The organism is Streptomyces sp. NPDC001843, assembly GCF_042891955.1.
In the GTDB taxonomy this organism is placed as follows: Bacteria; Actinomycetota; Actinomycetes; order Streptomycetales; family Streptomycetaceae; genus Streptomyces.
In genome coordinates, this window is the sequence record NZ_JBIATQ010000005.1 from 259,152 (window position 1) to 285,591 (window position 26,440).

General features: G+C 71.5%; 28 protein-coding genes. 10 read left to right on the plus strand and 18 right to left on the minus strand.

The features are described from left to right. Window positions 1–77: 77 nt before the first annotated feature. Window positions 78–908 carry a response regulator transcription factor gene (locus ACFYZQ_RS15330; RefSeq protein WP_389146839.1) on the minus strand — a complete coding sequence of 277 codons (831 nt, stop codon included), beginning with the start codon at window positions 906–908 and terminating at the stop codon, window positions 78–80. A gap of 124 nt (window positions 909–1,032) precedes the next feature. Between ACFYZQ_RS15330 and ACFYZQ_RS15335 the strand changes: the two genes are divergently transcribed. Next, the gene (locus tag ACFYZQ_RS15335; protein WP_389146842.1) at window positions 1,033–2,703 is read left to right on the plus strand and encodes an AMP-binding protein; all 1,671 of its coding nucleotides are present in this window, start codon (window positions 1,033–1,035) and stop codon (window positions 2,701–2,703) included. After that, on the plus strand, window positions 2,700–4,310 hold the full coding sequence (locus ACFYZQ_RS15340) for an AMP-binding protein (RefSeq protein WP_389146845.1): 1,611 nt from the start codon (window positions 2,700–2,702) through the stop codon (window positions 4,308–4,310). Before ACFYZQ_RS15335 ends, ACFYZQ_RS15340 begins: the two co-directional genes overlap by 4 nt. 11 nt (window positions 4,311–4,321) lie before the next feature. Here the strand turns inward: ACFYZQ_RS15340 and ACFYZQ_RS15345 are convergent, their stop codons facing one another. The 3 genes from ACFYZQ_RS15345 to ACFYZQ_RS15355 all read right to left on the minus strand — a co-directional run bounded on the left by ACFYZQ_RS15345 (window position 4,322) and on the right by ACFYZQ_RS15355 (window position 5,859). Continuing rightward, window positions 4,322–5,005, minus strand: coding sequence for a hypothetical protein (locus ACFYZQ_RS15345; protein WP_389146848.1), 684 nt, complete (start codon window positions 5,003–5,005; stop codon window positions 4,322–4,324). A 71-nt stretch (window positions 5,006–5,076) separates the two neighbouring features. Then, on the minus strand, window positions 5,077–5,313 hold the full coding sequence (locus ACFYZQ_RS15350; protein WP_389146851.1) for a hypothetical protein: 237 nt from the start codon (window positions 5,311–5,313) through the stop codon (window positions 5,077–5,079). A 96-nt stretch (window positions 5,314–5,409) separates the two neighbouring features. Then, a complete protein-coding gene (locus ACFYZQ_RS15355) occupies window positions 5,410–5,859 on the minus strand; it encodes a peptidase inhibitor family I36 protein (protein ID WP_389146854.1) in 450 nt (149 codons plus the stop codon). A 140-nt stretch (window positions 5,860–5,999) separates the two neighbouring features. Here ACFYZQ_RS15355 and ACFYZQ_RS15360 point away from each other — a divergent pair, with 140 nt between their 5' ends. Beyond that, on the plus strand, window positions 6,000–6,983 hold the full coding sequence (locus ACFYZQ_RS15360; protein WP_389146856.1) for an ArsR/SmtB family transcription factor: 984 nt from the start codon (window positions 6,000–6,002) through the stop codon (window positions 6,981–6,983). 62 nt (window positions 6,984–7,045) lie between these two features. Here the strand turns inward: ACFYZQ_RS15360 and ACFYZQ_RS15365 are convergent, their stop codons facing one another. From ACFYZQ_RS15365 to ACFYZQ_RS15425, 13 genes are all read right to left on the minus strand, one after another. After that, window positions 7,046–7,720 (minus strand): hypothetical protein, encoded by a 675-nt coding sequence (locus ACFYZQ_RS15365; protein WP_389146859.1) that lies wholly within the window; start codon window positions 7,718–7,720, stop codon window positions 7,046–7,048. Window positions 7,721–7,748: 28 nt separating this feature from the next. After that, complete coding sequence (locus ACFYZQ_RS15370; RefSeq protein ID WP_389146861.1) at window positions 7,749–8,264, minus strand: hypothetical protein; 516 nt, start codon at window positions 8,262–8,264, stop codon at window positions 7,749–7,751. Beyond that, complete coding sequence (locus ACFYZQ_RS15375; RefSeq protein WP_389146864.1) at window positions 8,237–9,514, minus strand: MCE family protein; 1,278 nt, start codon at window positions 9,512–9,514, stop codon at window positions 8,237–8,239. Before ACFYZQ_RS15375 ends, ACFYZQ_RS15370 begins: the two co-directional genes overlap by 28 nt. Beyond that, window positions 9,511–10,797 carry an MCE family protein gene (locus ACFYZQ_RS15380; protein WP_389146866.1) on the minus strand — a complete coding sequence of 429 codons (1,287 nt, stop codon included), beginning with the start codon at window positions 10,795–10,797 and terminating at the stop codon, window positions 9,511–9,513. The genes ACFYZQ_RS15375 and ACFYZQ_RS15380 overlap by 4 nt, the downstream gene beginning before the upstream one ends. Beyond that, window positions 10,794–11,918, minus strand: coding sequence for an MCE family protein (locus ACFYZQ_RS15385; protein ID WP_389146869.1), 1,125 nt, complete (start codon window positions 11,916–11,918; stop codon window positions 10,794–10,796). The genes ACFYZQ_RS15380 and ACFYZQ_RS15385 overlap by 4 nt, the downstream gene beginning before the upstream one ends. After that, window positions 11,915–13,084 (minus strand): MCE family protein, encoded by a 1,170-nt coding sequence (locus tag ACFYZQ_RS15390; protein ID WP_389146872.1) that lies wholly within the window; start codon window positions 13,082–13,084, stop codon window positions 11,915–11,917. The genes ACFYZQ_RS15385 and ACFYZQ_RS15390 overlap by 4 nt, the downstream gene beginning before the upstream one ends. Beyond that, a complete protein-coding gene (locus ACFYZQ_RS15395) occupies window positions 13,081–14,118 on the minus strand; it encodes an MCE family protein (protein ID WP_389146875.1) in 1,038 nt (345 codons plus the stop codon). The genes ACFYZQ_RS15390 and ACFYZQ_RS15395 overlap by 4 nt, the downstream gene beginning before the upstream one ends. Continuing rightward, window positions 14,115–15,359, minus strand: a complete 1,245-nt coding sequence (locus ACFYZQ_RS15400) for an MCE family protein (RefSeq protein WP_389146877.1) — start codon at window positions 15,357–15,359, stop codon at window positions 14,115–14,117. Before ACFYZQ_RS15400 ends, ACFYZQ_RS15395 begins: the two co-directional genes overlap by 4 nt. A gap of 5 nt (window positions 15,360–15,364) precedes the next feature. After that, window positions 15,365–16,168 carry an MlaE family ABC transporter permease gene (locus ACFYZQ_RS15405; protein WP_389146880.1) on the minus strand — a complete coding sequence of 268 codons (804 nt, stop codon included), beginning with the start codon at window positions 16,166–16,168 and terminating at the stop codon, window positions 15,365–15,367. Between the two features lie 3 nt (window positions 16,169–16,171). Then, window positions 16,172–16,942: an MlaE family ABC transporter permease gene (locus ACFYZQ_RS15410; RefSeq protein ID WP_389146883.1), complete on the minus strand. Its 771-nt coding sequence runs from the start codon at window positions 16,940–16,942 to the stop codon at window positions 16,172–16,174. After that, the gene (locus ACFYZQ_RS15415; RefSeq protein WP_389146886.1) at window positions 16,939–17,886 is read right to left on the minus strand and encodes an ABC transporter ATP-binding protein; all 948 of its coding nucleotides are present in this window, start codon (window positions 17,884–17,886) and stop codon (window positions 16,939–16,941) included. Before ACFYZQ_RS15415 ends, ACFYZQ_RS15410 begins: the two co-directional genes overlap by 4 nt. A 96-nt stretch (window positions 17,887–17,982) precedes the next feature. Further along, on the minus strand, window positions 17,983–19,014 hold the full coding sequence (locus tag ACFYZQ_RS15420) for a sigma-70 family RNA polymerase sigma factor (RefSeq protein ID WP_389146889.1): 1,032 nt from the start codon (window positions 19,012–19,014) through the stop codon (window positions 17,983–17,985). Between the two features lie 58 nt (window positions 19,015–19,072). Continuing rightward, on the minus strand, window positions 19,073–20,131 hold the full coding sequence (locus ACFYZQ_RS15425; protein WP_389146892.1) for a lytic transglycosylase domain-containing protein: 1,059 nt from the start codon (window positions 20,129–20,131) through the stop codon (window positions 19,073–19,075). A gap of 91 nt (window positions 20,132–20,222) precedes the next feature. Between ACFYZQ_RS15425 and polX the strand changes: the two genes are divergently transcribed. Continuing rightward, on the plus strand, window positions 20,223–21,971 hold the full coding sequence (polX, locus tag ACFYZQ_RS15430) for a DNA polymerase/3'-5' exonuclease PolX (RefSeq protein ID WP_389146895.1): 1,749 nt from the start codon (window positions 20,223–20,225) through the stop codon (window positions 21,969–21,971). 17 nt (window positions 21,972–21,988) lie between these two features. On the opposite strand, the gene ACFYZQ_RS15435 is transcribed toward polX, so the two are convergent. Beyond that, on the minus strand, window positions 21,989–22,243 hold the full coding sequence (locus ACFYZQ_RS15435; RefSeq protein WP_389147382.1) for a GNAT family N-acetyltransferase: 255 nt from the start codon (window positions 22,241–22,243) through the stop codon (window positions 21,989–21,991). Between the two features lie 231 nt (window positions 22,244–22,474). On the opposite strand from ACFYZQ_RS15435, the gene ACFYZQ_RS15440 reads away from it, so the two are divergent. The 6 genes from ACFYZQ_RS15440 to ACFYZQ_RS15465 all read left to right on the plus strand — a co-directional run bounded on the left by ACFYZQ_RS15440 (window position 22,475) and on the right by ACFYZQ_RS15465 (window position 26,402). Next, the gene (locus ACFYZQ_RS15440; RefSeq protein WP_389146898.1) at window positions 22,475–22,744 is read left to right on the plus strand and encodes a thiamine-binding protein; all 270 of its coding nucleotides are present in this window, start codon (window positions 22,475–22,477) and stop codon (window positions 22,742–22,744) included. A 47-nt stretch (window positions 22,745–22,791) separates the two neighbouring features. After that, a complete protein-coding gene (locus ACFYZQ_RS15445; RefSeq protein WP_389147385.1) occupies window positions 22,792–23,094 on the plus strand; it encodes a helix-turn-helix domain-containing protein in 303 nt (100 codons plus the stop codon). 115 nt (window positions 23,095–23,209) lie between these two features. Beyond that, window positions 23,210–23,722 (plus strand): 2-oxo-4-hydroxy-4-carboxy-5-ureidoimidazoline decarboxylase, encoded by a 513-nt coding sequence (gene uraD / locus ACFYZQ_RS15450; protein WP_389146901.1) that lies wholly within the window; start codon window positions 23,210–23,212, stop codon window positions 23,720–23,722. A 4-nt stretch (window positions 23,723–23,726) separates the two neighbouring features. Then, window positions 23,727–24,104, plus strand: coding sequence for a hydroxyisourate hydrolase (gene uraH, locus ACFYZQ_RS15455; protein ID WP_389146904.1), 378 nt, complete (start codon window positions 23,727–23,729; stop codon window positions 24,102–24,104). 4 nt (window positions 24,105–24,108) lie between these two features. Beyond that, window positions 24,109–25,011 carry a factor-independent urate hydroxylase gene (gene pucL, locus ACFYZQ_RS15460; RefSeq protein ID WP_389146907.1) on the plus strand — a complete coding sequence of 301 codons (903 nt, stop codon included), beginning with the start codon at window positions 24,109–24,111 and terminating at the stop codon, window positions 25,009–25,011. Window positions 25,012–25,022: 11 nt separating this feature from the next. Beyond that, window positions 25,023–26,402 (plus strand): 8-oxoguanine deaminase, encoded by a 1,380-nt coding sequence (locus tag ACFYZQ_RS15465; RefSeq protein ID WP_389146910.1) that lies wholly within the window; start codon window positions 25,023–25,025, stop codon window positions 26,400–26,402. Window positions 26,403–26,440 lie beyond the last annotated feature (38 nt).

A 26,440-nucleotide genomic window follows, 5' to 3' on the forward strand; every position in this document is an offset into this window, starting at 1 on the left:
TACAGCGGCCAGGCATAAGTAAATTCAAAGCACGGCCGCATGAATAGAAAGGGGGCTCATGGTGCGCCGCCGACAGGTCAGGGCAGCAGACCGGTGCGGCGGGCCGTGGCGACCGCCTCGCCGCGGGTGTGGGCGTTCAGTTTGCGCATGGCCGAACGCAGATAGCCCTTGACCGTCTCCGGTCGCAGGCCCAGCCGCCCGGCCACCGCCGCGTTGGTCGCACCGTCCGCGACGCAGGCCAGGACGTCCAATTCGCGGGGGGCCAGGCTCGGGCCGGCGGCCGGACTCGGCCCGGTCAGCAGGCCGCAGGCCGCCAGCAGCTCGGCCCGCAGCTCCGGGTCGGTGATCCGCGGGGCCAGCGCGAGCAGCGCGGCGTGCGCCTCGCGCACCTGCTCCCGGCTCACCTGCCTCGCACCGGGCGCGGGCTCCGGCCGGGCCGCGGCCAGCAGGCCCCGCGCCTCCTCCCGGACCACCAGCGCCTGCTCCACGTCCCGTGCCGCCGCGACCGCCTCGCTCAGCGTCCGGTCGCCCAGTGGCTGGGCCGTGCGCAGCGCGCCGTACAGCACGCCCCGCACCCGGCGCCGCACCACCACCGGCACGGCCAGCACCGAACGCAGGCCTTCGGCGGCCACCGGGATGTCGTACTCGTGGCTGATCTGCCGGGAGACGGAGTAGTCCGTCACCGCGCACGGCCGGGCCAGCGCCACCGCCTTGCCGCCCAGCCCGTTGCCGGAGGTCACCGCCAGCGAGCGCAGGGCCACGGTGGCCGTGCCGCTCAGTTCGCTGATCCGCATCCGCGGCCGGCCCGCGTCGACCAGGCCGCCGAAGGCGACCGGGAGCCCGGTCGCACGTCGCAGCCGGGCCAGCGCACCGCGTATCTCCACCGCTCCGGCGGCGTCTGCTGTCACCTCTTCGCCCCTTCGTCGCGGCATCGTGCAGTCCACACCCCCGTTCGGGGGTAGTGAGACCTGCATCACGGATTACACGATGCCAGAGAGCCGCCCGGCAATGGTCCGGCAAGAAGGAGGACAGATGACGGCGACGGAGCTCTTCCGCAGTGCGCGGGACTTCCTGCTGGAGCACCGCGACGACTACGCCACGGCGTACGAGGGCTTCGACTGGCCGCGCCCCGAGCACTTCAACTGGGCGCTGGACTGGTTCGACGTCATCGCGTACGGCAACGACCGCACCGCCCTGCACATCGTCGAGGAGGACGGCACCGAGACCCGGCTGTCCTTCGCGGAGCTCGCCGAGCGTTCCAACCGGGTCGCGAACCGACTGCGGGCGCGTGGCGTCGAGGCCGAGGACCGTGTACTGGTCATGCTCGGCAACCAGACCGAGCTGTGGGAGACGGCGCTGGCCGCGATGAAGCTGCGCGCGGTCGTCATCCCCGCCACCCCGCTGCTCGGCCCCGCCGATCTGCGCGACCGTGTCGAGCGGGGCCGGGTCAGGCATGTGATCGCGCGCGCGGAGGACACCGCGAAGTTCGCCGAGGTGCCCGGTGCCTACACCCGGATCGCCGTCGGCGGCTTGCCCGAGGAGGGCTGGGAGCCGTACGAGGACGGGTACACCGCGCCCGCCGAGTTCCTCCCCGACGGGCCCACCCTCGCCGACGACCCGCTGATGCTCTACTTCACCTCGGGCACCACCGCCCAGCCCAAGCTGGTCGAGCACACCCACACCTCGTACCCGATCGGGCACCTGGCCACCATGTACTGGCTCGGCCTGAAGCCCGGTGACGTCCACCTGAACATCTCCTCGCCCGGCTGGGCCAAGCACGCCTGGTCCAACCTCTTCGCCCCGTGGAACGCGGAGGCGACCGTCTTCATCGTCAACTACACCCGTTTCGACCCGGCCCGGCTGATGGCCGAGATGGACCGGGCCCGGGTGACCACGTTCTGCGCCCCGCCGACCGTGTGGCGCATGCTCATCCAGGCCGACCTCGGTCAGCTCGCCACCCCGCCCCGCGAGGCCGCCGCCGCGGGTGAGCCGCTCAACCCCGAGGTCATCGAGCAGGTGCGGCAGGCCTGGGGCGTCACCATCCGGGACGGCTTCGGCCAGACCGAGACCGCCGTGCAGGTGTCCAACAGCCCCGGCCAGCCCCTGAAGACCGGCTCCATGGGCCGGCCCAGCCCCGGCTACAAGGTGGAACTGCTGGACCCGGTCTCCGGCGCCCCCGGCGCGCCCGAGGGCGAGATCGCTCTCGACCTGTCCGCCCGGCCGGTCGGACTGATGGCCGGGTACCACGGCGACGCGGACCGCACGGCGGAGGCGATGGCCGGCGGCTACTACCGCACAGGCGACGTCGCGTCCCGCGACGAGGACGGATATCTGACGTACATCGGGCGTTCCGACGACGTCTTCAAGGCCTCCGACTACAAGATCAGCCCGTTCGAGCTGGAGAGCGCCCTGCTGGAACACGAGGCGGTGGCCGAGGCGGCCGTCGTGCCCGCGCCGGACGAGCTACGCCTGGCCGTGCCCAAGGCGTACGTCGTCCTCGCCGAGGGCTGGCAGCCCGGCGCCGACACCGCGAAGGTGCTCTTCGAGCACTCCCGTGAGGTCCTCGCCCCCTACAAGCGCATCCGCCGGCTGGAGTTCGGCGAGCTGCCCAAGACCGTCTCCGGCAAGATCCGCCGGATCGAGCTGCGCGAGGCCACGGCCGCGGGTTCGGACAGGGAGTACCGCGAGGAGGACTTCCGGTGAGCGAACCGTCGTACACGCACGGGACCGGCGCCACCGCCCTGCTCGGCGACACCATCGGGGCGAACCTGGACCGGGCGGTCGCCGCCTGGCCGGACCGCGAGGCACTGGTCGACGTGGCGTCCGGGCGGCGCTGGACGTACGCCGGTTTCGCCGCCGACGTCGACCGGCTGGCGTGCGCGCTGCTGGCGAGCGGCGTCGCCAAGGGTGACCGGGTCGGCCTCTGGGCGGTCAACTGCGCCGAGTGGGTGCTGGTCCAGTACGCCACCGCCCGGATCGGCGCGGTCATGGTCAACATCAACCCGGCCTACCGCACCCACGAGGTGGAGTACGTCCTGAACCAGGCCGGGATCTCCCTGCTGTTCTCCTCCCTCAGCCACAAGAGCAGTGACTACCGGGCGATGGTCGAGGAAGTGCGCGGCAGATGCCCCAAGTTGCGGGAGACCGTCTACATCGGCGACCCGAGCTGGGACGCGGTGCTCCGGCGCGGGACACCGGACCGGCGTCCCGAACTGCTGGCGCGGGCGGCCGAGTTGTCCTGCGACGACCCCATCAACATCCAGTACACCTCGGGCACGACGGGCTTCCCCAAGGGGGCCACCCTCTCCCACCACAACATCCTCAACAACGGTTACTTCGTGGGAGAGTTGATCCGCTACACCGAGCAGGACAGGATCTGCATCCCGGTCCCCTTCTACCACTGCTTCGGCATGGTCATGGGCAATCTGGCGGCCACCTCGCACGGCGCCTGCATGGTGATCCCGGCACCGTCCTTCGACCCGAAGGCCACGCTGGAGGCGGTCCAGTCGGAGCGCTGCACCTCGCTGTACGGCGTGCCCACCATGTTCATCGCGGAGCTGAACCTCCCCGACTTCGCGACGTACGACCTCTCCTCGCTGCGCACCGGCATCATGGCGGGCTCGCCCTGCCCGGTGGAGGTGATGAAACGGGTGGTCGCCGAGATGCACATGGCGGAGGTCTCCATCTGCTACGGCATGACCGAGACCTCCCCGGTGTCGCTGCAGACACGGATCGACGACGACCTGGAACACCGCACGGGCACGGTCGGCCGGGTGCTCCCGCACCTGGAGGTGAAGATCGTCGAGCCGGTCAGCGGGGTGACCCGACCGCGTGGCACGGCAGGGGAGTTGTGCACCCGCGGCTACAGCGTGATGCTCGGCTACTGGAACGAGCCGGAGAAGACCGCCGAGGCGATCGACGCGGGACGCTGGATGCACACCGGGGACCTGGCGGTGATGCGGGAGGACGGGTACGTCGAGATCGTCGGCCGTATCAAGGACATGATCATCCGGGGCGGCGAGAACGTCTACCCGCGCGAGGTCGAGGAGTTCCTCTACACCCATCCCGGCATCCGGGACGTCCAGGTCGTCGGCGTGCCGCACGAGACGTACGGGGAGGAGGTGCTGGCCTGTGTCGTCCCGCGCGACCCGGCCGACCCGCCGACGCTGGAGGACGTGCGCGGCTTCTGTGCCGGACGGCTCGCGCACTACAAGGTGCCGAGCCGGGTGGAGATCCTCGACACCTTCCCGATGACGGTGTCCGGGAAGGTCCGCAAGGTGGAGCTGCGGGAGAGGTACGGAAGGCAGTAGCTCTCCGGCCCTCAGACGGCCGTGGCGTCCAGGTCGTCGGCGACCGGGTTCACCGGCTGCGGGGTGCCCGTGAGGTCCAGCACGAACAAGGGGACGCCGAGGCCGTCGGCGCGGTCCCGGGCGGCGTCGGCGTACCCGGCGAGGGAGAAGTAGACGCACCTCGCGGCCTGTGCCATGGCCGTCAGCCACAGGCACTCCACGTCCCGCAGCGAGGCCGCGCGCACGATCGGGTCGACCTGGGCCAGCAGCCCGGGGGCGGCCAGACCGACGCCGGACGGGGGACGCCGGTCGGCGCGGCGGATGTCGCGGTAGCCGAGCCGGCGCAGGTAGAGCGCGGCGGCGGTGACCGCGTCGCGCGGGGTGCGGATGGTCATCGGACGGAGCGGCGGGCGGGGGGCCGGAAGGGGGCCCGGCCGGGGTCCGGTCGCCGACGGCACACCGGAGACCGGGAGGCGCAGCACGGTCCCGCACGGGCAGCCCAGCTCCGGGTGCGGCCACTGGTCGTGGCGGCCGCAGGACGCGCAGCGCACGGTGACCCAGTCGTCGTCCCAGGCCCGGTGCACGACGGTGACGGGCGTGGCCCCCCTGGCCAGCGGCGGGCTGACCGGGGCCCCGCAGGCGCAAGGGTACGAAGGCGCGGTGTAGACGTGCTCACGCCGGCAGGCCGGGCAGCGCACCGGCACACTCTCGGACATGACCCCATCGTCGTCCAGCCGGACCCGCTTGTCCGCCGAATGGCCCTGTCTCGTCCGCCGCAGAACCGCTCCTACACGTCGTACTCGGAGAGTCCCGGCCAGTCGTCCGGTCCGCCGCCCTGCCACTCGACGAGGTCGCCCTCCTCGACCTCGGCACGGTCCAGGTCGGCCAGCCGCAGGATCTCGATCACGTCGTCCAGATGGGAGGCGAGCCCCAGGGTCACGTCACCCTCGGTGACCCGCCGCGAGCCGTCCAGGGCCGGGGAGTGCACCACGATGTGCGGATGCGGGGTCGGTGAATGTGCCATGTCTTCAGGCTGCTGCGTGCGGCACCGATCCGCACGCCGGGCGGCACGCGTCGGCGGGTCCCGGAGTGCCGGGGCCCGCCGACGCGTGCTGTCCGGTCAGCCGCAGGTGGTCCGCCAGCGGTGGGAGCGGAACCTGATGCCGACGTCCGACCAGGTGTCGCCGTGCTGCGCGAGGCAGTAGTAGTCACCGCTGTAATTGGCGCCCGTGTAGAGGACGACGAAGTTGTACGAGGACGACGTGCCGTTGTTCTTGGCCGACCCGACGTTCTGGGTGTCGGACCACGAACACTGGATGCTGCCGTTCCACCAGTCCGGGTCGGCGTCCAACCAGTTGCACCGGTGGCCCGTGCCGTTGCTGCCGGTCCACACACACAGATTGCCGCTCGGACAGTCCCACGCCGCCTGCGTCGAGGCACTCGCGGTGTTCGGTGCGATCAGGCCCAGGGCGCCCGTGGCGAAGGTGAGCGCGGCGGCGGCGAGGGCCCTGCGGCCCCGGCGGGGTGTGCGGCTGGACTTCCGGTCGTGCTCCTGCTCGTACGAGGACATCCCGTGCCCTTTCTGGTGGACGGTGCCGAGGCTCCTACGGCTGGCGGGAATCCATGTTTCACGCTCGGCATGTCACTGTCATGCTCGTGCGAGTGCACTGACAGTTCGCAGGTCGGCAACGGTGACGCACGGGGAAACGGATGCTCCGCTTTCACTTCACGTCCGAGGACCTCACCAGAGTCAGAGTCGCGACCGAACCGCATGCGCTCTGGGAGATCGCGGTCAGTCTGCACCGGCTCCAGACCCGCGAAGGCCGCTGGGCCTACGCGCACTGGTTCCGTACCTCACGCGCCTCGCTGCGCCGGACCGGGCTCGAACGGACCGTGAAGACCTTCCTGTTGCCGCTCTTCCCGCGCGCCGGCTACTTCCCCGACTTCCTGACGCCGCCGGAGGGCACCCAGGGACTGGACGCCGGGCTGGAGGCGGTGCTGGCGACGCCGTACGAACGGGTCGTGCGGGAGGTCGAGGCACTCACCCGGGCCGTCGGTGCCCCGGCCTGGGTGCACCGGCTCGGCGAGCAGGACATGCGTGAGCAACTGGTGGGCGCCCTGCGCGCCTACCACCGTGCCGTGATCGCCCCCCACGAGGACCGCATCCAGGAATGCCTGCACGCCGAGCGGGCCCGGCACGCCCACACCCTGTTCCACGCCGGGACCGAGGGCGTGCTCACCGGACTGGGCCCCACGATCCGCTGGCGGCCACCGGTCCTGGAGATCGACCCGTATCCGGACCACCGCGACGTCCACCTCGACGGACGGGGACTGCTGCTGATCCCCTCCTACTTCTGCTGGCACGCGCCCGTCGCCCTGGCCGACCCCGGACTCCCGCCCGTTCTGCTCTACCCCCTCCACCACCTGCCGGCGACGACCCCGCACGCCGACTCACCACCGCTGAACGTGCTGCTCGGCCCCACCCGCGCCGCCATCCTGAGAGCCAGCGCGACCGGCTCCACCACCACCGAGGCCGCCCGCCGGGCCGGCGTGACACCCACGACGGCAAGCCATCACACCGCCGTACTGCGCGACGCCGGCCTGATCACCAGCCACCGCCACGCGAACACGGTCCTGCACACCTTGACCCCCCTAGGAGCGGCCCTGCTGCGAACGGGGCCGGGCGACCGCTGAACGTCCCGAGACGGCACACCTGGCGCAGCTCTCCCTCCAGCCCGCCCAGAGACGAGGGGTACTCAGAGCGCGTCGACGGCGCTCACCTTCCAGCCCCCGGACGTGCGGGTCATCGTCATCCGTACCCGGTTCAGATCCAGGCGGGAGCCCGAGACCTGGGTGCTCTGCGTGACCTGGTTGACGAAGAGCAGCACCACGGCGCGGTCCGGTGAGGCCGACACGACGGAGGCCGCGGGGACGCCACCGCTAGCGGGTTCGGCGACCGTCGCCCGCACCACCCCGTGGTACTTCCTGGCCGTCGGCCCGACGACAGTCGTCGTGGTCTTCCGGTACTCGTCACGGAAGTGCCCGGTCAGCCGCTCCCGGGCGCGGGCGAAGTCCTGGTCCAAGTGCCGGTAGTCGTACGACAGCACGACCGGTGCGGCCTTCCGCGCGGCGGTGAGCGCCGCGTCCCGCGCGGCCTCCGCGCGCCGTCCCTCCCGGTACTGCCACCCGAGCAGGCAGACCACGACCAGGGCGATGACGAGGAGGGCGCCGAGCACCACGGTGAGCAGCCACCGCCGTGACGGAGGCGGCGCGGCCCCGCCCTCGGGGGACCTCGGTGACGGCTCGGGCGGGGCGTCCCGGACGCCCGGGCTGCGTTGCTCGACCCGCTTGGCCGCGGCGCGGGCGGCCGCGGTCATCCTACGGCGGGCCGGGGCGGCCGGGCCGCGGCTTCGGGTGGTCGGGATCGCCATGGTCGGACTCCTTCACTGGTGGTGGCTGTCAGCCCACGAACTCGACGTCGGACGTCAGCCAGCGCCCGCCCCGGTGCACCAGCTCCAGCTGCAGCCGGTAGGTGCGGGCCTGCCCCCTGGGCGCGGCGGTGTTGGTCACCTTGCTGTCGGCGACCACCAGAACGCGGGCCGAGTGGGCGTCCGACCGGATGATGCCGGCGTCGAGGACCTGGCCCTCGGAGACGGACCTGTTCTCGGCGACGAGCTTGGTCAACTGCGCCGTCTGCGCGGTGAACTGCTTCTTGAAGTCGCCGGTGGCGCCCTTGAGGACGTTCGCGCTGTCCCGGTCGTAGTGCCGGTAGTCGAGCGAGGTGAAGTTCAGCGCCGACTGACGGGCCGCGGCCAGCACGTCCTGGCGCCGCTGTGCCGTCTCGTGCTGCTGGTGGAGGGCGAGGCCCAGCCAGACCGCCGGCACGGCCGTCAGCGCGGTCGCCAGGGCGAGCCCCACCGGCACGGCTCTGCCCGACAGGCGCCTGCTCACTCCATCGGTCCAACGAGCAGCCATTGCCACGACTCCTTTCCGAACACCGTCTGCTGGCCGCCCGTCGAGCCGATCTCGACGGGCCTTCCGTCCGGACCGGTCGCGGTGCCGGTCTCCGGGTCGTACGGCGTGACGTACGCCGCCTGGTTCGCCCCGCCGGACGCGGTCCGCGCGCCGGGGGCGTTCTGCGCGCCCCGCACCGACGTCCTGCCGCCGCGCGGGGCCGTGCAGCGCGCGTCGGTGTTCGCCGCGCGCGTGCTCGTATCGGCGGGGTCCCGCCGGCTCGTGCCGTACCCCTGGGTGCATGGCGGCGGGTCGTCGACGTTCAGCACCAGCCCGAAGTGCGTGGTGCCGTCGCCCGGTACGACCGTGTAGCTGCCCGCCACCAGCGCCGGGAAGGTGACGAGGGCCTGCTCCACGCCGGGCAGGTGGGCCAGGGTGACCTGGCCGCCGCTGATCAGGTTGGCCAGCAGGACCGACAGCCGGGGCCCGGTGGAGCTCAGCAGCGAGTCGACCTGCTGGGCGGCCGGGGTGGCGTTGCCGATCAGCTTCCGCAGGTCGCCATCGCTCGATTTCAGCTGCGCGGTGAGCAGGGCCAGATCGTGTGCGAACGATTTGATCGACGAGCCCTGGTCGGCCTGTGTCTTCAGGACCTTGTGCGAGTCGTCGATCAGCGAGACGGTCTCCGGCAGCGACTCGGACGCCGACTCCACGAGCGCGTTGCCCGAGTCCACCAGCCGGCTCAGGTTCGGGCCGGTGCCGGAGAACGCCTTGCCCAACTCGTCGACGGTGACCCGCAGATCGTTCTTGCCGACCGAGTTCACCAGCCGGTCCAGGCTGAGCACCAGGTCCGTGGTCGGCAGCGGCAGACGGGTGCTGTCGCGCGGGATGGTGCTGCCGTCGAGGAGATAGGGACCCTTGGACGTACGCGGCTGCAGGTCGACGTACTGCTCGCCCACCGCCGAACGGTTCGCCACCACGGCAAGGGTGTCCGCGGGGATCCGCGGCGCCCCGTCGTCGATATCCAGGGCGACGGAGACGCCGTCGGCGCCGGTCAGTCCCAGCGCGCCGACGCGGCCCACCGGCACCCCGCGGTAGGTGACCTCGGCACCGGGGAAGACGCCCCCGGAGTCGGCGAAGTCCGCCCGCACCGTGTAGCCGCGGTCCAGGACGTCGTCGGCCAGGCCGGTGTACTCGGCGCCGACATAGCCCACCCCGACGGCGGTGAGCGCGCAGAAGGCGACCAACTGCGCCTTGACGGTACGGGTGATCACGGCTGGACCCCCTTCAGCATCAGCTCGGCGAGCGCGAGGTCGATCCCCTCTGGTGGTCTCGCGCCTGTGGTGTAGGCGCTGGTGCACACCGGCGGGCACAGCGGCCCGCTCGGCCCGCCGCCGGAGGGGGCCGACGGCACGGACGGCGCCGACGGCAGGCTCGGTGTGCTCGGCAGCGCGCTCGGTGTCGGGACGCTCGGCAGGTGCGGGACGCCCGGGAGATCCGGCACGCCGGGGGCCCCGGGCTTCTTCGAACCACCCTTGCCCTTCCCCGAGTCGCCACTCGCCAGATTGCCGTAGAGGTCGGACAGGTCGAGGTCGGCGGTGATGTGCAGGTTGACGTAGTCGCCCTTGACGGCGTCCGCGGCGTTGCGGGGGAACGGGTAAGTGGTGAGCAGCTCGAGGGAGTTCGGCAGGTCGCTGCCCGCCTTGTTCAGCTGCTGCAGGATCGGCCGGAGCTGCTCGAGGTCGGCCACCGTGTCGTCGTGCGAGGCGGTGACCACCTGGGTGCCGGTCTTGCCGAGCTTCCCCAGGGCGGTGAGCATCTTCGTCAGATCGCGCCGCTGGCCGGCGAGGACCTTCAGCGCGGGCGGCATGGTGTCGACGGCCTCGGCGATGGTCTTCTTCTCCTTCCCGAGCCGCCCCGCGAGCCGGTCGACGGCTTCGATCGCGTGGACGATGTCCCTGCGCTGGTCGTCCAGGGAGCCGATGAAGGTGTCGAGCTCCTTCAGCAGGGACCGGACCCGGTTCTCCCGGCCGTCCAGGGCCTTGTTCAGCTCCACGGTGATCGTCTTCAGCTGGGCCACCCCACCGCCGTTGAGCAGGGCGGACAGCGCGGACAGCACCTCCTCGACCTCCGGGTTGCGGCCGCTGCGGGACAGCGGGATGCGGTCGCCGTCCTGGAGCCGGCCCACCGCGGCGGTACCGGCCGGGGCGGCGAGCGCCACGTACTTCTCGCCGAGCAGACTGGTCTGCCGCAGCTCGGCGACCGCGTTGGCGGGCAGCTTCACCGAGTCGGCGATCCGCAGCCGCACCCGCGCGTGCCAGCCGTCCAGCTGCACCTTCTCCACGGCTCCCACGGTGACGTCGTCGACCTTCACCGCCGACTGCGGCACCAGGTCGAGGACGTCACGGAACTCGACGGTGACGTGGTACGCGTGGCCGTCGTCGGCGGCCCCGCCGGGCAGCGGAATGTCGTACCAGCCGTTGAAGGCGCAGCCGGACAGCAGCAGCGAACCGGCCGCCGCCCAGACGATCGAGCCGCCCTTGCGCCGCAGGTTCATGCCCCCGCCCCCAGGATCCCGCCGAGCGTCCGGTCGGTCGTCCCCGTCACCGCGCCGGTCTTCGGCAACGCGGGCAGGGAGTCGAAGAGTTGCTTCAGCTCCGTGCAGTCGGGGTTCTTGCCGCCCGTGTCGCCGGTGGTCCTCAGCACGGAGCACAGCACGGACGCCGGATCCTGCGCCTGCTGGGCGTTGTCGCGGGTGTCGAGGGTGCCGGCGGACGGGTTGTAGGCGTTGTTCAGGTTCGACAGACCCGTGGGGGCCACCCGCAACAGCTCGTCCAGCGCGGCCCGTTCCGTGACGAGCACCTTGGTCACCTTGCTGAGGCCGCGCACGTTCGAGGTCAGCGACTCCTTGTTCCTCTTCACGAAGGCGGCGACGTCGCCGAGCGCCGTCCCCAGGTTGGTGAGCGCCGCAGCGAGGTCCTCGCGCTCGCCCGCGAGCTGTTTCGCGACGCCCGCGAGGCTGGTGTTGAAGGACCGCACGTTCTGGTCGTCGGCGGCGAGCGCCGCCGTGAACACCTGCAGGTTGCGCACCGTGCCGAACAGGTCGGTGCGGCCGTCGGACAGTGTGGTGACCGCCTGCGAGAGGTCCTGGACCGTCCGGTTGAGATTCCCGCCCTGCCCGTCGAGGTTGTCCGCGCTCACCTTGAGCAGCCGCGACAGGGAGCCGTCCTTGTTGGCACCCTGGGGACCGAGCGCGTCGGCGGTCGTGTGCAGGCTGTCGAAGACACGGTCGAGTTCGACGGGCACCGCGGTGCGCGACTCGGGGATGACGGCGCCGTCGCGCAGAGCCGGGCCCTTCCGGTACGCCGGCAGCAACTGCACGTAACGGTCGCTGACCACCGAGGAGTTGATGATCGCCGCCCTGGCGTCGACGGGGACCCTGCGCCCGGCGTCGTACTCCAGCTCCACCCGCACCCGGTCGCCCTCTGGGGTGATCTTCCCGACCTGGCCGATCCGCACGCCGAGGACGCGGACGTCCGAGCCGGGGTAGATGCCGACGGTGCGCGGGAAGTACGCGGTGACGTGCGTCTTCGCGGGCCGCGGCCACAGGACGAAGGCGAGGGCGGCGACCAGGGCCAGCGCGGTGAGCAGGGCCAGGCGTCCGCGCATCCTTCTCATCGGGTGCCTCCCGTCCGCGGTGCCACCGGAGCGGCGACGAGGTTCTGGACGTAGGAGTCGAACCAGCGTCCGTTGCCGAGGGTGTTGGTGAACACCCGCACATAGGGCGCGAGCAGCCTGACGCTGCGGTCGAGACCGGCCTGGTTGCGTTCGAGCATCTGCACCACTTGCTTCAGGCCCCTAAGCGCGGGCCCGATCTCCTTGTCGTTGTCCTGGACCACGCCGGAGAGCTCGATGCCGAGCGCGGCGGAGGTCTTCAGCAGCTTGTGGATCGCCGTGCGCCGCCTGCTGATCTCCTGGAAGAGCTTGTCGCCGTCGTCGACCAGCGCGGTCAGGTCCGCGGAGCGGTCGGCCAGCACACCCGTGGTGCCCTTCGCGTGGCGGAGGAGTTCGCCGAGCGCCTTGTCCCGCGAGGCCACCGTCCGGGAGATCCTCGACAGGCCCTTGATGGACGCGCGTACCTCGGGGGGCGAGTCCTGGAAGGTGGTGGAGATGGTGTCCAGGGCCTTCGCCAGCCGCCCGGTGTCGATCTTCTCCGAGGTGGTGGTCAGGTCGCTGAACGCCTGTACGACGTCGTACGCGGCGACCGTCCGTCCCAGGGGGATTTCGCTGCCGGGCTTCAACTGCCCCGGTCCCTTGGGGAGGAGCGCCAGGTACTTCGCGCCGAGGATCGTCCTGACCCGGATCGCCGCACCGGTCTCGGTGCCGAACGCCGGATCGCCCTTCACCTTGAGGGTGACCTTGACGTGGTCGCCGTCCAGGTCGACGTCCTCGACCTTGCCGACCTTCACCCCGGCGATCCGCACCTCGTCCCCGGGCTTCAGACCGCCCGCCTCGGAGAAGGCCGCGCTGTACGTCCTGCCGTCACCGATGAACGGCAGGCTGTCGGCGTTGAACGCGGCCACGGCCAGCAGCGCGAGGACGGTGAGACCCACGGCACCGATCACCACGGGGTTGCGGTCACGGAAGGGAACCGGGTGGGGCCGACGGATCCGGGGAAGCCTGATCCGCGGCGGATCGACGCGCACTCTCACCAACGGCTCGGGTCCGCGGGGTCGGGGCACCCGGCGAGGCAGCCGTGGCCTGGGCAGCTTCGGCGGGTCGACGCGGACCTTGATCAGCGGCTCCGGACGCTTGGTGCGGGGCATGCGCTTCGTACCGGTCATGCTCCGCACCTCGCCCTCGCCACCCGCAGATCCGGGGTGAGCACCTGCTTCGTCTTCGGCAGCACGATCCGGCCGTCGAAGTCGCAGAGGTAGAAGTTGAACCAGGAGCCGTAGGACGCGACCCCCGTCAGGGCGTTGAGTTTGTCCGGCAGCCGCTTCAGCACGCCCTCCACCGTCTTCTCGTTGTCGTTCAGCGTTCCGGTGAGGCCGGCCAACCCGGCGATGTCGTCCTTCAGCGGCGGCCGCGCGTCCTTCAGCAGCCCCGAGGTGGCGTCCGTCAGGTCGCCGATGTTCACCAGCGACTCACCGATGGGTTTGCGGTCGGCGGACAGACCGGAGACCACCCGCCGCAACTGGACCAGTAGTTCGGAGAAGCGGGCGCCCCGCTTGTCCAGCGTGCCCAGCACCGTGTTCAGGTTGTCGATCACCGAGCCGATCAGCTTGTCCCGGTCGGCCAACGTCGTGGTGAGGGAGGCCGTGTGCACCAGCAGGCTGTCGACCGTGCCGCCCTCGCCCTGCAGCGCCCTGATGATCTCGCTGGCGAGCTGGTTGACGTCCCTTGGGCTGAGCGCGGCGAACAGGGGCTTGAAGCCGTTCAGCAGCGCGTTCAGGTCCAGGGCCGGCTGGGTGCGCGAGAGCGGGATCGTGGCCCCGGGCTTCAGCTGGGTGCCGTCGCCCGCACCCTCGGTCAGGGCGACGTACCGCTGCCCCACCAGGTTCCGGTACCGGATGACCGCGTGCGTGCTGGTCAGCAGCGGCCGGTCCGCGCCGACGCTGAAGGTGATCTCCGCCAGCGTCCGGTCCTTGATCCCGATGCTTTTCACCTCGCCGACCCGCACTCCGGCCACCCGGATGTCGTCGCCCCTCTCCAGCCCGGTGACGTCGCTGAACACCGCTCGGTAGGTGTGCTCGGGGGCGAAGGAGACATTGACGATGGTCGCGGCGAGCAGCGCCGTCGCCAGGATCGTCACCAGCGCGAAGAGAGAGAACTTGATCAGTGGGGCGGCGGTCTGCCGGGCTCCTGCGGTGCTCATGCGACACTCACCGCCGTCCCGCGGGCCAGCGGCCCGAACAGCAGCGTCGTGACCGGCGGCACCTCGTCGGCGGGCACACCCAGCACCGGAGACACCAGCGAGCCGACGGCACGCTGCTCGGCCCGGGTGGCGGAGACGCCGGGCGGACCGGACGAACCCGGCTGCTTCGAACCGTCGTCGAGGTGAACACCCGGCGCGGGCACGGGAGGATGCGGCAGGTCACGGCAGTTCGGCCCGGACCGGTCGGCGTAGCGGGGCTCCTCACCCGGCCGGTACGCCCCCTGCGGACGCACCGCCTCCAGCGTGATGTGCATCTCGCCGCCCCGGAACGCCTGCTCGGAGGCCTGCTCCTCGCGGACCAGGCCGGCGAACAGGCAGGGGTACTCGGGGGAGTAGCGGGCGAAGAGCTCCAGCGTGGGGCGGGAGACCCGGCCGAGGGTGATCAACCGGTCGCCGTTCGCGTCCAGGAAGTCCCCGGCGGTGGCGGCCATCCCGGTGGTCGTGGTGAGCGCGGACGCGATGTGCTCGCGCTCCTCGACCAGGGTGCGGCTGGTGGTGACCGTGTCGCGCAGGATCGACAGCAGGTCCGGAGCGGCGTCGCCGTAGACCTCGGCCACGTCGGCCAGCCGGGCGAAGTCCTCGGTGAGCGTGGGAAGATGGGGGTTGAGGCGGTGCAGATAGGCCTCCACGCGTGTGAGGTTGTCGCCGATCCGGTCGCCACGCCCCTCCAGGGCGGTGGCGAAGGCGGACAGCGTGGCGTCGAGCTTGCCGGGTTGCACGGTCCGCAGCAGCGGCAGCAGGTCGTTCATCAGCTGCTGCAGTTCGATGCCCACGCGGGTGCGGTCCTGGGTGATGACGTCACCGGCACGGATGGGACGAACCGCCGGGGAGGCGGAGTGCGCGGGCTCGACCAGGTCGACGTACTTCTCGCCGAACAGCGTCTTCGGCAGCAGGCGCGCGTGCACGTCGGCGGGGATGTCGGCGACGTACTCCGGCTTGAGCGCGATGTCGAGCGTCGCCTTCCTGCCGTCGGCGTGCACCCCGCGCACCTCGCCGACCAGCAGCCCGCGCAGCTTGACGTCGGCCATCGGCTCGAGCTGGTTGCCGAGGCTGTCGGCCCGCAGCTCGATCCGTACGGCGGGGGTGAACACCTGCCGGTACACGGCGACCGACAGCGACAGCAGCAGGGCGAGCACGGCGATGAACAGCACGCCGTACAACCGCAGTCTCAGTACTCTCACCCGGCTCACCCCGCGATCCGTACCGTCGTGTTGGCGCCCCAGATCGCCAGCGACAGGAAGAAGTCCAGGACGTTGATCGCGACGATCGAGGTCCGCACGGCGCGGCCCACCGCGACGCCGACGCCCGCCGGGCCGCCGCTCGCGTGGTAGCCGTAGTAGCAGTGCACCAGAATGATCAGGACGGCGAAGACCAGCACCTTCCCGAACGACCACAGCACGTCGACCGGCGGCAGGTACTGGTGGAAGTAGTGGTCGTAGGTGCCCGCCGACTGCCCGTAGTAGCCGGTGGTGATGGTGCGGGCGGCCAGGTACGAGGACAGCAGCCCGATGACGTACAGCGGGATGACGGCGACGAAACCGGCGATCATCCGGGTGGTCACCAGGAACGGCAGCGAGGGCACGCCCATCACCTCGAGGGCGTCGGTCTCCTCGCTGATCCGCATCGCGCCGAGCTGCGCGGTGAAGCCGGCGCCGACCGTCGCGGACAGCGCGAGTCCCGCCACCAGCGGGGCTATCTCCCGGGTGTTGAAGTACGCCGACAGGAACGCCACGAAGTTCGAGGTGCCGAGCTGGTTCAGCGCGGCGTAGCCCTGCAGGCCCACCTCCGTGCCGGTGAAGAACGACAGGAAGGCGATCACCCCGACCGTGCCCCCCACCACGGCGAGGGCGCCGCGGCCGAAGCTCACCTCGGCGAGCAGCCGCAGGATCTCCTTCTTGTAGCGGCGCAGCGTCCGGCCGGTCCACGCCAGCGAGCGGCCGTAGAAGGAGAGCTGGCCGCCCAGCTCCTCCAGTTCTTTCAGCAGTGCCATGCCTCAGCCCCTCTGCGGGACGACCTGGAAGTACACCGCGGTCATCACGAAGTTCGTCACGAACAGCAACATGAAGGTGATCACCACGGACTGGTTCACGGCGTCGCCCACACCCTTCGGGCCGCCCTTCGCGGTGAGCCCCTTGTACGAGGCGACGACGGCAGCGATCGCCCCGAACACCAGCGCCTTGATCTCCGCCGCCCACAGGTCGGAGAGCTGGGCGAGGGTGGTGAACGACGCCAGGTAGGCGCCGGGTGTGCCGTGCTGCAGCACGACGTTGAAGAAGTAGCCGCCCGCCACGCCGACCACCGACACCAGGCCGTTGAGCAGCACCGCCACCACCATCGAGGCCAGTACGCGCGGCACGACCAGCCGGTGGATCGGGTCGATGCCCAGCACCTGCATCGCGTCGATCTCGTCGCGGATCTTCCGCGCCCCTAGATCCGCGCAGATCGCCGTGCCGCCGGCGCCCGCGATCAGCAGCGCCGTGACGATCGGCGACGCCTCCCGCAGCACCGCCAGCACCGAGGCGGCCCCGGAGAACGACTGGGCGCCCAGCTGCCGGGTCAGACTGCCGATCTGCAGCGCGATCACCGCGCCGAACGGGATGGACACGAGGGCCGTGGGCAGGATGGTGACGCTCGCGACGAACCAGGCCTGCTGGATGAACTCCCTTGTCTGGAACGGCCGTCGGGGGATGGTGCGCATGACGTCCAACGCCATCGCGAACAGGTTCCCCGACTGCCGGAGAGCTCCGGTCGGTGACAGTCTCATGCCCCGGCGACCGCCTTCCGGTGGCGCAGCTCGGCCTCGTGCCGTGCGATCGCCTCCCAGCGGGGCGGCCGGGTGATGGCCGGTCCCGGCAGCAGGCGGGGAGGGAGTGCCTGGCTGCCGGGGGCTTGTGCGGTGCCGCCGTCGCCGAGCTCGGCCAGCTCCTGCTCGACCTGGGCCGCGTCCTTCTCCTCCGCCATGCCGATGGGGCCCTGCATCCGGCCGTTCAGGAACTGCCGGACCACCGGCTCGTCACTGGTCAGCAGTTCCTCGCGCGGCCCGAACATGACGAGTTCCCGCCGGAACAGCAGGCCGATGTTGTCCGGGACCTGGCGGGCCGAGGCGATGTCGTGCGTGACGATCAGGAAGGTCGCGTCGATCTGGGCGTTGAGGTCGACGATGAGCTGGTTGAGATAGGCGACGCGCACCGGGTCGAGGCCGGAGTCGGGCTCGTCGAACAGGATGATCTCCGGATCGAGGACGAGGGCGCGGGCGAGACCGGCCCGCTTGCGCATCCCGCCGGAGATCTCACCGGGCAGCTTCCCCTCCGCGCCGATCAGCCCGACCATGTCCATCTTCTCCAGCACGATGCGCCGGATCTGGCTCTCCGGCTTCCGGGTGTGCTCGCGCAGCGGGAAGGCGATGTTGTCGTACAGGTTCATCGAGCCGAACAGCGCGCCGTCCTGGAACAGCACGCCGAACAGCTTCCGCACCTCGTACAGCTCGTGCTCGCGGAGCCGGGTGATGTCCCGTCCCGCGATCGTCACCGAGCCCCGGTCCGGCTTCAGCAGGCCCACGAGCGTCTTGAGGAAGACCGACTTGCCGGTGCCCGACGGGCCGAGCATGACGGAGACCTCCCCGGCGGGCAGCGTCAGCGAGACGTCCTGCCAGATGACCTGGTGACCGAAGGACTTGGTCAGCCCTTCGACACAGATCTCGACACCCATCCGGTCCACCTCTCGGCCCGTGGAGCAGCTCCGACATCTGCTCTACGGGGAGGGGGCGGGGGTCCGTCGCGGGAGAGGGGAACTTTTTTCGGCTGCCTACGGCAGTGGGGTGAGGGGCGGTACGGAGATCGGGACAGAGGGAGTGACGGAGGCCTTCGGGAGCGCCGGCAGCGTCGTGGGCGCCGCGGACGCGCCCGGGAGGGCGGGCAGGGCGGGCACGCTCGGGAGCTTCGACACGCTCGGCACCTCGGGAACGGTCGGCACCGGTGACAGCGAGGCGGCCGGCAGGGGTGGCACCGACAGCGGCAGCAGCGATCGCCCGGGGGCGCCGGCCGACGGCGCCGCCCCGCGAGGCGTCGCGGTGGCCGACAACTCCCGGACGGCCGGGACGGCCGGGACGGGCGGCCGGGAGCCGCCGGGCCGTACGGCCTCGGGGGTGGTCCCGGACGCGGGAGACGCGGCGGGCAGCGGCGTCGTACCCGGCGGCGGGTCACCGTGCATCGCGTACGGCAGCACGAACCCGGCCACCGCCAGGGTCGCCGCCGTCGACGCCACCGCCACCGCCTTGCCGCCCGCCCGCAGCCGCACCCGCCCGGCGAGGAACACGGCGACCCCGAGCGTCGCGGCCAGCGAGTTCCGCAGCGTCCGCCGGGCCCGGGCGAGGAGCGACTCGACGGTCCGGTAGCTCAGGCCCATCTTGACGGCCACCTGGCCCACGTCCAGGTCCTCGGACTTCAGCCACAGCGCCTCCGCCTGCCGGGCGGGCAGCTCCCCGCTGCGCACGGCCAGCCATCGGGCCTCGGCCCGGTCGCACACGGCCTCCTCGACCGGCACCGGCCCGGGCGTGATCAGCGTCGGGCTGGTGCGCACCTCCGCCTCACGGTTGACCTGCCGGTAGCGGTCCACGCACAGCCGCATCGTGACGGTCGTCAGCCAGGCGGCGAGCCGCTCGTCGTCCAGGTCGGGCCGCTCGGCGGCGCGCAGCATCGCCTCGTGCACCGCGTCCTCGGCGTCCTCCTGGCTCATCGACCGGCGCCGGGCCACCTTGAGCAGGTGCTCGCGGTGGCTCCACATGCGCTGCCAGCGCTCGTCGGCGGCCGGCGTCTCCGCAGGCATGTCACTCGCCATGAGGGGCCCCTTCGCGCTCCCCCGCCGGAATCGTCCCGTCCGGCGGGTGAGCGCGACATTACCGCCCGGTAGGCGCGGTTGTGGAGGGGGTGAGGCCCATCGATTCCCTGCCGACACGGGGCACCGGACCGCCGCTGGGCAGCAGGTCGCCGGTGGGCAGAACGGTCACCGGGTCGGGTACGGGGACCAGCGGTTTCGCCGTTTTCCCGGTCGGCGGACGGGAGTTGGAGGGGGCCGGTGAGGCCGGGGCGGAGGGTGCCGGGGACGGGGTGGCCCTGCGGCGGGGCGACGGTTCCGCCTTCGGGGTGGATTCCGGCCGAGGGGCGGCGCGGCGGGCCGGGGGCCGCGACGCCACCGTGGCCGGGCGGTCCGGTACCACGAGGTGACCTTCCAGGAAGTACGCGTACCAGGCCCGCACCGTCCGCAGATACGCCTCCGAGTGGTTGTAGCCGAGCACCGCCCGGTCGAGTCCGGCCGGATCGGACAGGTCCCTCCCGGCCGCGCACAGATACCGCCCGGCGGCCAGCGCCGCGTCGAACACGTTGTCCGGGTCGGCCCGCCCGTCACCGTTCCCGTCGGCGCCCCAGCGGGCCCAGGTGGACGGGATGAACTGCATCGGCCCGACCGCGCGGTCGTACGTCCCGTCCCCGTCGTAGGCGCCGCCGTCCGTGTCCGGTACGACGGCGAAGGCGCCGCCGTCCAGCCGCGGGCCCAGGATCGGTGTGACGGTCGTGCCGTCCGCTCCCACCCGGCCGCCGTCCGCCTGCCCCGACTCCACCTGGCCGATCGCCGCCAGCAACTGCCACCGGAGCCGGCAGCCGGGCGCGGTCCGGGCGAGCTCCGCCTCGGCGTGCCGGTAGGCCGCGAAGACGATCGCGGGCAGCGCCGCGGCGCCGGGCACCGACGCTCCACCCGGGTGCTTCCGCGTCAGCGGCGGCAGCTCCGTACGGTACGGGCCGCCCCCGGACACGTCCTGTCCGTACCCGGCCGCCGGCCGCCCCACCGGCATGTCGGCCCGTGCCGGCACCGCCCCCGGCGCCTGTGAGGCGGTCAGCGCCGCCATCGCCGCCGCCGCGACCGCCGTACCCCGCGCGCCCCTGACCCTGTGCCCTGCCACGTCGTGACCCCTCCCTGTGAACCGCGGACTGCTCTCGTCAGCTCTACGCGGGAGGGCGGCGCGTCCGTCGCCGCCTGCCTACCCTGAAGGTGTGGCTCGGTCCAACGACGAGGTCGCCGCGCTGCTGCAGGAGTACGCGGACCTGATCTCGATCACCGGCGGGGACGCGTTCAGGGCACGCGTCCACGAGAAGGCCGCCCGCGCGATCGGCGGCCACCACGCCGACGTCTCCACGCTCGACCTCAAGGGCCTCCAGGAGATCCCGGGCGTCGGCAAGTCGATCGCCCACAAGGTCCTCGAGTACTTCGACAGCGGCAGCGTGTCCGCCGTCGAGGAACTGCGGGCGAAGATCCCCGCCGGGGTCCGGCGGCTGACGGCCATCCCCACGCTCGGACCGAAGAAGGCGCTGACGGTGTACGAGGAGCTGGGCATCTCCTCGGTCGACGAGCTGGCCGACGCCGTCCACCAGGAGCGGCTGCGCGACCTGAAGGGCTTCGGCCCGAGGACCGAGGAGAACATCCTCCACGGGATCGAACTCCTGCGGTCCTCCGGCGACCGGGTCCAGCTCGACGTGGCATCCGACCTCGCCGACTCCATCGTGGCCGCGCTGTCCGAGCTGACGGGCTGCCTGCGGTGCGCGTACGCCGGGTCGCTGCGCAGATTGCGCGAGACGATCGGCGACATAGACGTCCTCGTCGCCTCAGGGACGCCGGCGCCGGTCATGCGGGCGTTCACCGAGCTGCCGTACGTCACCGAAGTGATCGCGCACGGCGAGAAGAAGACGTCCGTGCGCACCGCCAAAGGCCTCGCCGTCGATCTGCGTGTCGTGCCGCTGGACTCCTGGGGAGCGGCGCTGCAGTACTTCACCGGCTCCAAGGCCCACAACATCCGCACCCGGGAACTGGCCGTCCACCAGGGGCTGAAGCTCTCCGAGTACGGCGTCTTCGACGTCGAGAGCGGAGAGAAGGTCGTCTCCGAGACGGAGGAAGAGGTGTACGCCCGGCTCGGCCTGCCGTGGATCCCGCCCACGCTGCGCGAGGACCGCGGGGAGATCGAGGCCGGGCTGCGCGGCGAGCTGCCCGGTCTGGTGACCGAGGCGGACGTCCGGGGCGACCTGCACAGCCACACCGACCTCACCGACGGGCTCGCCCCGCTGGAGGAGATGGCCGAGGCGGCCGCCCGGCGCGGCTACGCCTACTATGCGATCACCGACCACGGCCCCGACATGGCCATGCAGCGCATGACCGACGAGCGGATGCTGGCCCAGCGCGAGCAGGTCCGGGAACTCGACGGCGCGTACCCCACCCGCGGGGCACGCGGCGGCCTCCGGCTGCTGCACGGCGCCGAACTGAACATCGGCCCCGACGGCGAAGTGGACTGGCCCGCCCGGTTCCTCGCCGGCTTCGACCTGTGCGTGGCCTCGGTGCACTCGCACTTCCACCAGGACCGCGAGGCCATGACCCGCCGGCTCGTACGCGCCTGCGAGAACCCGTACGTCAACGTCATCGGCCACCCCACCACCCGGATCATCGGCAAACGGCAGGGTGTCGACGCCGACCTCGACGCGGTGTTCGCCGCCTGCGCCCGCACCGGCACGGCCCTGGAGATCAACGCCCACCCGGACCGGCTGGACCTGCGCGACGAGGACATCCTGCGGGCCAGGCGGCACGGGGTGCGGTTCGCCGTGGACAGCGACGCCCACTCCGTCCTCCACCTCGCCAACCTGCGCTACGGCATCGGCACCGCGCAGCGCGGCTGGCTCACCGCCGACGAGGTGATCAACACCTGGCCGCTGACCCGGCTGCGGCGGTTCCTGCGCAAGGGGAGGGCATCGCGGTGACCCTCGCCCCGGAGCCGTCACGGAGTACGGAACCCGCGGAAGGTCACCTCCCTCCGGCTTGTGAAGCCGAGCCGCTCGTAGAGCGCGATCGCACCGGTGTTCGCCTCGGCCACGTGCAGGAAGGGGCGTTCGTCCCGGCGGAGTGTCCGTGCGACGAGCGCGCTCGCGAGGCGGACGGCGTGGCCTCGGCCGCGCGCCTCGGGAGCCGTGCAGACGGCGCTGATCTCCGTCCATCCGCGCGGCCGGAGCCTTTCGGCGGGGTCGCCGGGCAGCTGAACATGTCGGCGAACCCGCCCCGACCGAGCCGGCGGGCGAGAACCGCGTGGTGACCACGCAGCGACTCGCCCACCGGGTCGTCGAGTACGACGGCATCGCCGTTCGTCATCGTTGCTACGCCCCTCTCAAAACGTCTCCGGTCGGCTAGGGTCGCATCGTGCCCTGATGTGCCCCCGCAATGGGTGTTCGGGGTACAAGTACAGGTCAAAGGGGTGTTTGGGGGCACAGTGCGACTGAGAGTGGAGTTCACCACCGAACCCTTCGACCTGGACGAGACACCCGCGCACGCGCTGGTGGCCCGGGAGGTCGTGGAGACGGCCGGGCTGGACTCCGTGGACGTCGGCCCCTTCGGCAACACGGTGGAAGGAGGCGCGGACGCCGTCCTCGCGGCCGTGGACACGCTGCTGCGCAGGACCATGGAGGCCGGCGCCACCCGGATCTCGCTCCAGGTCAACGTGATCGGAGAGGGTGACGTGACCGGGAAGAGCGACACGTGAGCGGGGACGAGCCGTTCATCACGGCCGTGAAGCCGCTGGTCGACGCGATGGGCGGGGAACTGCTGCCGCCGGACGAGGCAGGCCCCGACGACGTGGTGCTCGCCTGGGAGGGCGTCGACGTCGTCGCCGTACGCCTGCCCCAGCTCGCCGACTCCCTCGACCACATCCTGGCCGCCATGGAGCGCAAGCAGGGCAAGCCGCTGGCCGACCTGGACCGCAAGGACAAGCAGGAGGTCGTACGGGTACTCGAGGCACGCGGCGCCTTCTCGGTACGGCACGGCGTGGAGACCGTCGCCAGCGCCCTCGGGGTGAGCCGCTTCACGGTCTACAACTACCTCAACCGCCGCTGAGCGGCGGTCTCGTAACCCGGAATTTTCAACAAACTGTTGACGCGATGATTCCGAGGGGCGTTAGCTGTCGGCAGCCCGTTCCGCACATAGGCCCGTCGCTGCCACGGAGGCTCCGGTGACTTCGACTTCCATGCCTTCGGGCCTGGCCCGGTTCAACGCGCTGGAGGAGCACGCGGCCTTCGCCGCCCTCCACGAGGTGTGCGCCGCCACCGCGTGGGCCACGACGCTGCTGGCCGCCCGCCCGTACGCCACGGCCGAGGACCTCTACGCCGCCGGCGACGCCGCCACGGCCGGGCTGAGCGCCGCGGACCTGGGGGAGGCGATGGCCGGGCATCCGCCGATCGGCCGTCCGAAGCCGGGCGATCCGGCCTCCGCCCGGGAGCAGAGCGGCATGGAGGGCACCACCAAGGAGCTGAAGGCGGAGATGCTCGAACTGAACCTGGCCTACCAGGACAGGTTCGGCCACGTCTTCCTCATCTGCGCCACCGGCCTGACCGGCGAGCAGATGCGGGACGCGCTCAAGGAGCGGATCGGCAACGCGCCGGAGCAGGAACGGGAGATCGTCCGCGCCGAACTGGGCAGGATCAACCGCATCCGGCTGGCCCGACTCGTCGAAGAGGACGCCTGATCGCATGAGCACCAGCACCAGCACCACGGCCTCCGTGTCCACGCACATCCTGGACACCTCCGCCGGCCGCCCCGCCGCGGGCGTCGCCGTCCACCTCGCCGCCCGCGCGGGCCGCGACGCGCGGTGGCAGGCGCTCGGCGGCTCCGTGACCGACGCGGACGGGCGGTGCCGGGACCTTCCGGCGCCGCCGGAGGGGACCAGCCACGTACGGCTCGACTTCGCCGTGGAGCCGTACCTGGAGTCGTACCCGGAGAAGTCCGACGACGGGCAGGCGGTGTTCTTCCCCGAAGTGGTCGTCACCTTCGCCGTGCGGCCCGGTGAGCACTACCACGTGCCGCTGCTGCTCAACCCGTTCGGTTACTCCGTATACCGAGGGAGCTAGCCAGATGCCCATCCTGGGACAGAACCAGTACGGCAAGGCCGAGAACCGGGTCGTGAAGATCACGCGGGACGGCGCCACCCACCACATCAAGGACCTGGGCGTGTCGGTGTCGCTGAGCGGCGACATGGAGGAGGTCCACTACTCCGGCTCGAACGCCAACGTCCTGCCGACCGACACCACCAAGAACACGGTGTACGCGTTCGCCAAGGAGCACGGCATCGAGTCCGCCGAGCAGTTCGGCATCCATCTCGCCCGCCACTTCGTCACCTCGCAGGAACCCATCCACCGGGCCCGCATCCGCATCCAGGAGTACGCCTGGGAGCGGATCGAGCACTCCGGGAAGGGCGCGCACTCCTTCGTCCGCAGGGGCCAGGAGACCCGGCTGGCGCAGATCACCTACGACGGCGAGGCGTGGGAGGTGGTCTCCGGGCTGACGGACCTCACCGTGCTGAACTCGACCGACTCCGAGTTCTGGGGTTTCGTGAAGGACAAGTACACGACGCTTCCCGAAGCGCACGACCGCGTCCTCGCCACGGAGGTGTCCGGCCGCTGGCGCTACCACTGGACCGACGACGAGCAGGAGGCGCCCGACTGGGACGATTCCTACGAGCAGACCAAGCGGCACCTGCTCCGGGCCTTCGCCGAGACGTACTCCCTCTCGCTGCAGCAGACCCTCTACGCCATGGGCGCGCGCGTCATCGACAACCGGGGCGAGATCGACGAGGTCCGCTTCTCGCTGCCGAACAAGCACCACTTCCTCGTCGACCTCGCGCCGTTCGGGCTGGAGAACGACACCGCCGACGGTGCGGTGTACTTCGCCGCCGACCGCCCCTACGGCCTGATCGAGGCCACCGTCCTCAGGGACGGCTGCGAGGCGAAGATCCCGACGGACCTCACGAACCTCTGAAGGACCTGACCATGGCAGCAGCCCAGCGCGTCGTCATCGAGAACGCCGCGATCGCCACCGTCGACGCCCATGACACCGAGTACGCCGAGGGACACGTCGTCATCGCCGGCAACCGCATCGAGTCGCTCGGCGCGGGCAGGGCCCCGGAGGGCCTGGAGAACGTCGTACGCCGCGTCGACGCCACCGGGCACCTGGTCACCCCGGGCCTGGTCAACACCCACCACCACTTCTACCAGTGGATCACCCGGGGCCTGGCCACGGACCACAACCTCTTCGACTGGCTGGTCGCGCTGTACCCGACGTGGGCCCGCATCGACGAGCCGATGGTGTACGCGGCCGCCCAGGGCTCGCTGGCGATGATGGCCCGCGGCGGTGTCACCACCGCCATGGACCACCACTACGTCTTCCCGAAGACTGCCGGCGACCTGTCCGGTGCGATCATCCGCGCCGCCCGTGAGACGGGCGTCCGCTTCACCCTCGCCCGCGGCTCCATGGACCGCGGCGAGAAGGACGGCGGCCTGCCCCCGGACTTCGCCGTCGAGACCCTCGAAGGCGCCCTCGCCGCGACGGAGGCGACCGTCGGGCAGCACCACGACCCCTCCTCCGACGCGATGACCCAGGTCGCCGTCGCCCCCTGCTCGCCCTTCTCCGTCTCCACCGAACTGCTCAAGGAAGGCGCCGAACTGGCCCGCCGCCTCGGCGTACGGCTGCACACCCACGGCTCGGAGACCGTGGAGGAGGAGAAGTTCTGCCAGGAACAGTTCGGCATGGGCCCCACCGACTACCTCGAGTCCACCGGCTGGCTCGGCGAGGACGTGTGGATGGCGCACTGCGTCCACATGAACGACTCCGACATCGCCGCCTTCGCCCGCACCGGGACCGGCGTCGCCCACTGCCCCTCCTCCAACGCCCGCCTCGCCGCCGGTATCGCCCGGGTCCCGGACATGCTCGCGGCCGGTGTCCCGGTCGGCCTCGGTGTCGACGGCACCGCCTCCAACGAGTCCGGCGAGCTGCACACCGAACTGCGCAACGCCCTCCTCGTCAACCGCCTCGGCAAGCACCGCGAAGCGGCCCTGAACGCCCGGCAGGCGCTGCGCCTCGGCACGTACGGCGGCGCCCAGGTGCTCGGCCGCGCCGCCGAGACCGGCTCCCTGGAGCCCGGCAAACTCGCCGACCTGGTGCTGTGGAAGCTCGACACCCTCGCCCACGCCTCGATCGCCGACCCCGTGACCGCGCTGGTCCTCGGCGCGGCCGCCCCGGTCACCGCGTCCTTCGTGAACGGCCGGCAGATCGTCGAGAACGGCCGCCTCCTCACCGTCGACGAGGACGCGATCGCCCGCTCCACCCGTCAGGAGGCCCAGCGGCTCGCCCGGATCGCCGCCGGGGGCTGAGAAAGCGGGGGGCTGAGAAAGCGGGGGAGGACCTCGTC

Bases quoted from the DNA above. Each gene is read 5' to 3' on its own strand.
- ACFYZQ_RS15360 (WP_389146856.1), top strand. From the start codon at position 6,000: ATGCTCCGCTTTCACTTCACGTCCGAGGACCTCACCAGAGTCAGAGTC.
- ACFYZQ_RS15405 (WP_389146880.1), bottom strand. From the start codon at position 16,168: ATGGCACTGCTGAAAGAACTGGAGGAGCTGGGCGGCCAGCTCTCCTTC.
- ACFYZQ_RS15355 (WP_389146854.1), bottom strand. From the start codon at position 5,859: ATGTCCTCGTACGAGCAGGAGCACGACCGGAAGTCCAGCCGCACACCC.
- ACFYZQ_RS15335 (WP_389146842.1), top strand. From the start codon at position 1,033: ATGACGGCGACGGAGCTCTTCCGCAGTGCGCGGGACTTCCTGCTGGAG.
- ACFYZQ_RS15345 (WP_389146848.1), bottom strand. From the start codon at position 5,005: ATGTCCGAGAGTGTGCCGGTGCGCTGCCCGGCCTGCCGGCGTGAGCAC.
- ACFYZQ_RS15350 (WP_389146851.1), bottom strand. From the start codon at position 5,313: ATGGCACATTCACCGACCCCGCATCCGCACATCGTGGTGCACTCCCCG.
- ACFYZQ_RS15420 (WP_389146889.1), bottom strand. From the start codon at position 19,014: ATGGCGAGTGACATGCCTGCGGAGACGCCGGCCGCCGACGAGCGCTGG.
- ACFYZQ_RS15390 (WP_389146872.1), bottom strand. From the start codon at position 13,084: ATGACCGGTACGAAGCGCATGCCCCGCACCAAGCGTCCGGAGCCGCTG.
- ACFYZQ_RS15385 (WP_389146869.1), bottom strand. From the start codon at position 11,918: ATGAGAAGGATGCGCGGACGCCTGGCCCTGCTCACCGCGCTGGCCCTG.
- ACFYZQ_RS15410 (WP_389146883.1), bottom strand. From the start codon at position 16,942: ATGAGACTGTCACCGACCGGAGCTCTCCGGCAGTCGGGGAACCTGTTC.
- ACFYZQ_RS15380 (WP_389146866.1), bottom strand. From the start codon at position 10,797: ATGAACCTGCGGCGCAAGGGCGGCTCGATCGTCTGGGCGGCGGCCGGT.
- ACFYZQ_RS15365 (WP_389146859.1), bottom strand. From the start codon at position 7,720: ATGGCGATCCCGACCACCCGAAGCCGCGGCCCGGCCGCCCCGGCCCGC.
- pucL (WP_389146907.1), top strand. From the start codon at position 24,109: ATGCCCATCCTGGGACAGAACCAGTACGGCAAGGCCGAGAACCGGGTC.
- ACFYZQ_RS15395 (WP_389146875.1), bottom strand. From the start codon at position 14,118: ATGAGCACCGCAGGAGCCCGGCAGACCGCCGCCCCACTGATCAAGTTC.
- uraH (WP_389146904.1), top strand. From the start codon at position 23,727: ATGAGCACCAGCACCAGCACCACGGCCTCCGTGTCCACGCACATCCTG.
- ACFYZQ_RS15465 (WP_389146910.1), top strand. From the start codon at position 25,023: ATGGCAGCAGCCCAGCGCGTCGTCATCGAGAACGCCGCGATCGCCACC.
- ACFYZQ_RS15415 (WP_389146886.1), bottom strand. From the start codon at position 17,886: ATGGGTGTCGAGATCTGTGTCGAAGGGCTGACCAAGTCCTTCGGTCAC.
- ACFYZQ_RS15445 (WP_389147385.1), top strand. From the start codon at position 22,792: ATGGGCGGGGAACTGCTGCCGCCGGACGAGGCAGGCCCCGACGACGTG.
- ACFYZQ_RS15370 (WP_389146861.1), bottom strand. From the start codon at position 8,264: ATGGCTGCTCGTTGGACCGATGGAGTGAGCAGGCGCCTGTCGGGCAGA.